2 protein-coding genes are annotated in these 5,478 nt (G+C 43.8%); one reads left to right on the top strand and one right to left on the bottom strand.

Annotated features, from left to right (window positions below; all coding sequences use genetic code 11):
* Nucleotides 1-277: 277 nt before the first annotated feature.
* Complete coding sequence (locus AAC147_RS19805) at nucleotides 278-3,670, top strand: indolepyruvate ferredoxin oxidoreductase family protein (protein WP_047684211.1); 3,393 nt, start codon at nucleotides 278-280, stop codon at nucleotides 3,668-3,670.
* 46 nt (nucleotides 3,671-3,716) lie between these two features.
* Here AAC147_RS19805 and AAC147_RS19800 read toward each other — a convergent pair whose 3' ends face one another.
* Nucleotides 3,717-5,150 (bottom strand): NAD(P)/FAD-dependent oxidoreductase, encoded by a 1,434-nt coding sequence (locus AAC147_RS19800; protein ID WP_047684209.1) that lies wholly within the window; start codon nucleotides 5,148-5,150, stop codon nucleotides 3,717-3,719.
* Nucleotides 5,151-5,478: the final 328 nt, after the last annotated feature.

The following is a 5,478-nucleotide window of genomic DNA, read 5'->3' as shown; positions in this document are numbered from 1 at the left end:
CAACTGAGCTATTCCCGCATCTCAAGAACGGACGCCATTATGAACGCCTTCAATAAAGATGGCAAGCTATTTACTCGCACATCAAGACTGAACGCTTAAAAGACATCCAACAAGGCGGCAATTTGATAAGGGAAGGGGGATTTAAAATTTAACATTATATATACAACTACCCCCCTAATAAGATTTGTACTTGTCGGAATAATTTGCTGGAAATAGATTAGAACCATTTTTTAGTCGTATCTTACACGGTGATTGCCCTTCAGTAAGGCCCGAACCTATGACTCAATATTATCCACCTAAATTTGTTACTGGCACCGATGCTCTTATCGAGCTTCTCCTGGCTCAGGCTAAGCTAGATAGAAGTCGTAATCTTAATACAGCAGGATTTGTTTCAGGATATCGGGGCTCACCATTAGCCCGTTTAGATCAGACATTATGGCAGAACAGTAAAAAGTTGGCTCAAGCCAATATACATTTTCAGCCCGCAATCAATGAAGATCTTGCGGCTGCTGCGATTTATGGTACTCAAAAAGTTGAATCTGACCCTGATCGCACTGTCACTGGCGTTTTTAGCATGTGGTACGGCAAAGGGCCGGGAGTAGACCGTTCCGGAGATGCGCTCAGGCATGGTAATGCCTATGGCTCTTCCCCCAATGGCGGTGTACTGGTTATCCTTGGTGATGACCATGGTTGTGTGTCTTCTTCTATGTCTCACCAATCTGATCTCGCTTTGATGGCATGGAGCATGCCAATCTTACATCCGGCCTCCGTTTCTGATTATCATGATGTGGGATTATGGGGTTGGGCTGCATCCCGGTTAAGCGGGGCTTGGGTTGGCTTTAAAGCAATCAGTGAAGTCGTGGAAAGTTGTGCCATCAGGGAGCGTAAACCTTTTCCTGAATATGCAATACCTCAAGTTGATCCCGGCCCAGGTGGGCTTCATTGGCGTTGGCCTGACCTCCCTAGCCCTCAAATAGAACAGCGTTTAGCTTATAAACTTAAAGCAGTTCAAGAATTCGCCAAACTTAATCCAATTGATCAACTCATTGCTCCATGCTCACATCCACGAGCTTTATTAGTTACTGTCGGCAAAGCCCATCGGGATGTTTTAGAAGCCCTGCGTGTCGGAGGCTTACCTCCTTCTGAATTAGCAAAACACGGTATTGCTTTTGTTCATGTACGTCTGGTTTATCCTTTATCCCCACTTCTCAGCGAGATCGCATCACAGGTTACTGATATTTTTATCATTGAAGAAAAAAACGCTGTAGTCGAAATCTTACTCGCACGGCATCTCATCAATTTGCCACAACATATCAACCTGATAGGTAAGCATAATCATCTTGGCCAAAAATTTGTGCCCACAGACACAGAGCTACGTCCTTCACAACTTGCTCCGCTGCTTGCAGGATGGCTGAAGAAATTCAATTTATTTCTCTCTCTTCCTTTGGAATGGTCAACCCAAACTGCATTGCACGATATTACGCTTCCCAAACGTACTCCCTATTTCTGTGCGGGCTGTCCTCACAGCACTTCGACCCGTTTACCCGAGGGCAGTCAGGCTCAAATCGGCATTGGGTGTCACATCATGGCCGCCTGGATGGATCGCGATACAGGTTATGGCCTAACACCAATGGGAGCCGAAGGTGCCGATTGGGTAGGCCATTCCCGCTTTATTAATCGTTCACATGTCTTTCAAAATCTGGGGGATGGTACTTACTTCCATTCCGGGCATTTAGCTATTCGTCAGGCAGTCGCTGCGGGAAGCCACATTACTTATAAGCTGCTGTTTAATGACGCAGTAGCAATGACAGGCGGGCAACCACTGGATGGAAATATTACCATACCGCAGATCGCGTCTTTGATGCTGGCTGAAGGTGTGAAATATGTCGCAATTGTGACTGATGAACCTGATAAATATAAAGGTAAAAATAGCCTTCCTGCCAAAGTGAATGCTTATCAACGGGATTATCTCGAAGATATACAGAAACGCTTTCGAGACACTGATGGAGTGACGGTCATTATTTATGATCAAACTTGTGCAACAGAATTACGACGTAAGAGAAAAAGAGGATTAGTACCGAAAGCAACAAGACGAGCAGTGATTAACGAGTTCGTCTGTGAAGGGTGTGGCGATTGCCAGATACAATCCAATTGCCTTGCAGTGATCCCAACCGAGACATCCCTGGGCACTAGACGCGCAATAGATCAGCATGTTTGTAATTCAGATCTATCCTGTCTGAAAGGTTTTTGTCCTAGCTTTATCACCATAGAAAACGCAGAACCTCGCCAAGACACCAGCAAGATATTGCCACAGCAAGAGCTTGATAAGCTAGTGAATAAACTCCCTCAACCAATCTTAAATTCCACAGACATTCCTTATGAAATCTTATTCGTTGGTGTAGGTGGTACTGGTATTATCACCGCCGGCCACCTGCTTGGTGTCGCTGCCGAAATAGAAAACTACGCCGTCAGCTTACTTGATTTTACTGGTTTTGCCCAAAAAGGCGGAGAAGCAATCTCTCATATTCGATTCAGCCGGGATATCAATAAACTGCATCAGGTCAGAATTGACCGGGGACGCGCCAATCTCGTCCTTGCGGCTGATTTAGTTGCTGCAACGGGGCAAAACTCATTGGAAGTGATGTCGAAAACAGGAACCAACTGCATACTTAATACCCACAAAACGCAAATCGGCACTATGCTGAGAAATCCCATGCTGAAATTGGATCATACCAAAATGCTGGATACTCTCCATCAACATTGCCGGACACTGCGATCTGTTGACACAGAGCAAATTGCCGCAGATTTGGTTGGTGACAGAAATCAAACTAATATCGTCTTAATTGGTTATGCCTGGCAACTTGGTCAGATCCCCATCAGACTATCCTCTATAGAGAGCGCCATTCAGAAAATGTCCCATCCAACAGATAACATTGCAAATAATGCACAACGAGCCTTCCATCTCGGCCGCATTGCTGCCGAACAGCCCGAACTTCTGAATAATTTTCTGCATGTTAAACCGAAACAGACTATCGAGACGTTGGATGATCTTATTTTGCATAGATATAGACTTCTGGTTGATTACCAGAATGAAAAATATGCACTCCGCTATTTGAGCCGTGTTGCACAAGTCCAACAAATTACTCAACAAATTGATGCAGAAGACCTGACCAAGTCTATTGCTGAAAATTTGTTCAAACTAATGGCGTATAAAGATGAATATGAAGTTGCCCGTCTCTACGTCAAAACTGGGTTCTTTGATAAACTTTATTCACAATTTAATAACGCAGGTAAGATCCGCTTTCATCTGAGCCTTCCTTTTTTCAATCGCAAAGATCCCCGAACAGGTGAGCGAGGAAAACAAGAGTATGGCGCATGGATCATTCCTGTTTTTCACTTTCTTGCAGCATGTAAACTATTTCGCGGTACAATTTTTGATATTTTCGGCTATCAAGAAGAGCGCAAACAGGAAAGAAGTTTACTACTTGAATATGAGCAACTCATCGATTTTCTGATGGAAAAATTGGATCGCAATAACCTGGCTATTTGTCAACAAATTGCAACTCTGCCTGATCAGGTACGAGGTTTCGGCCATGTGAAACAAAAAGCGATAAAAAATATGCAGGCACGCAAGGCAGTTTTGCTAAAAGAGCTGGAAAAAACAATATAAAGATACACATGGACATCACTAATAACCGTGATGTCCAACAGTTTTATTATTTCCAACAATTGTAGTAAGCACGTAATCGCCGTGTTATCTGCTCTTCATGGCAAGAGAATGCAATTAATTCAGGAGGGGGTGTAAAGGTTTTATCGATCAATTCAGCCTGTGCCCGATACTCACAGAGTAAACCTTCGTTGATGGCACGTTCCCATCCTGGTTTGATATTCCACATATTTTCATAACCCATCGCTACCGTTTGTTTTGCCGCTTCCAAAATAATCGTATCCCGCTCAAACCCAATTAAAGGTGGCCGAATCGGGGTAAAGTCTTTTAAATCAATCTCCTGATTCGGTAATCCCATTATCTCATTTGCAACATAGTCAGCCAAAAGCGGGGATTGGTGCAGACCGTCCCGGTAAGTGCCAGTCACAAGCCATACCCCGTTAATGCCACACTCACCAATCAATGGAAAACCATCTGCGGAGACAGGCCGATTACCGACCTGAATGGCAATTATCTCTGACTCATACAAATCAACGTTTATCTGATTGTAAGCGCACTCCAGAAGGAACTGGACAGTGGCAATTGACCCATACATGCGAGGTTGGTTTTTCACAAGGTTGGTTGCACCAACGTAAAGAACACCATCACCACGCGGCACACAATGCAGACCACAAGCAAACGCACGATTCGGAGTACGAATAACCGAGGTTGGTAGTGCATCAGCGTTTTTGAGTTTAAGTAAAACAGACACTCCATAGCCTGAAAAGAGTGGGGGAATTTTCTGCACGATAGAGGATTGGTCTGATAATATATCAAGCGACTGTACGCCTGCTGCAATAATCACTTTGTCTGCGGTAAGACGCCTGCCATCAACCGTTTCAACACCAGTTACAACACCGTTTTCTGTGAGAATGCGCTTAACATTGTTATCAACGATCTCTCCACCCTCCTTGAAAAAGGCAGAATCCAACATTTCAAGCAATATATGGGAGTTAAGGGCATGTTCCTCTGAAATATAAAGCCCTTTAAGTGATCGCATTAAGTTGTTCGCTTTCATTCCCTTAATCAATTCGGGATCAACAACTTCATAAGGTTCGTTGTGCTCACGAAGCGTACACTCTATAGCATCATAGTTAACACTATCAAGTTCGGCCATACCTGCGGTATTGAGAATGACATGCGTCCCTTTTGCTGTAAACAAAGGACGAGTATCCCCTGAAGAAGCAGCCAAACGCTGTGCCCAGGTTGACCAGCGATCTTTCGCGACACGATCCATTTTGAGTTTCAATTTCCCATAGTCACTCGCAATAAGACCACTTGTTACCTCACCAAAACAACCATTCATTGCTCCTGCAGCTCTTGACGCAGCATGACTACGAACAAGACTTCCCACCCTGCATACTTTCAATCTGCGACTGATAAGTTCATAAGCAAGCGAGCCTGCAATAGCACCAGATCCTACAACAATGACATCATAGTTCATTCTGTACTATCCTCTTAATTTTATGGATAAATATCCCTGAAAAAGGACTAGGGACAGGTTGGAGAAGCTGTGCAGAAAACTGAGTATAGAAAACGTTTCTATAAAGTAATACGCTTATTCTCGGCTTGGAGAATTTTAGCCATATTTATTTCTATAGGTGATTATACCAAGTTGGATTTAACTTAGCAGAGGGAACGAATATCGGTCAACATCAATCCTCATGGATTGGCCAGATTGAAATTACAAAAAAAGCGCCTTTTGGCGCTTTTTTCCATGACTTGCAGACTATTATAAATCCACCGTCCTGAATTTGGAGCGGGAAACGAGA

The sequence above is a fragment of the Xenorhabdus sp. NBAII XenSa04 genome (genome assembly GCF_963866145.1).
In the GTDB taxonomy this organism is placed as follows: domain Bacteria; phylum Pseudomonadota; class Gammaproteobacteria; order Enterobacterales; family Enterobacteriaceae; genus Xenorhabdus; species Xenorhabdus indica.
Note: the sequence above shows the minus strand (reverse complement) of the source record. Positions and strands in the feature narration are given on the sequence as shown.

Bases quoted from the DNA above. Each gene is read 5' to 3' on its own strand.
- AAC147_RS19805 (WP_047684211.1), top strand. From the start codon at position 278: ATGACTCAATATTATCCACCTAAATTTGTTACTGGCACCGATGCTCTT.
- AAC147_RS19800 (WP_047684209.1), bottom strand. From the start codon at position 5,150: ATGAACTATGATGTCATTGTTGTAGGATCTGGTGCTATTGCAGGCTCG.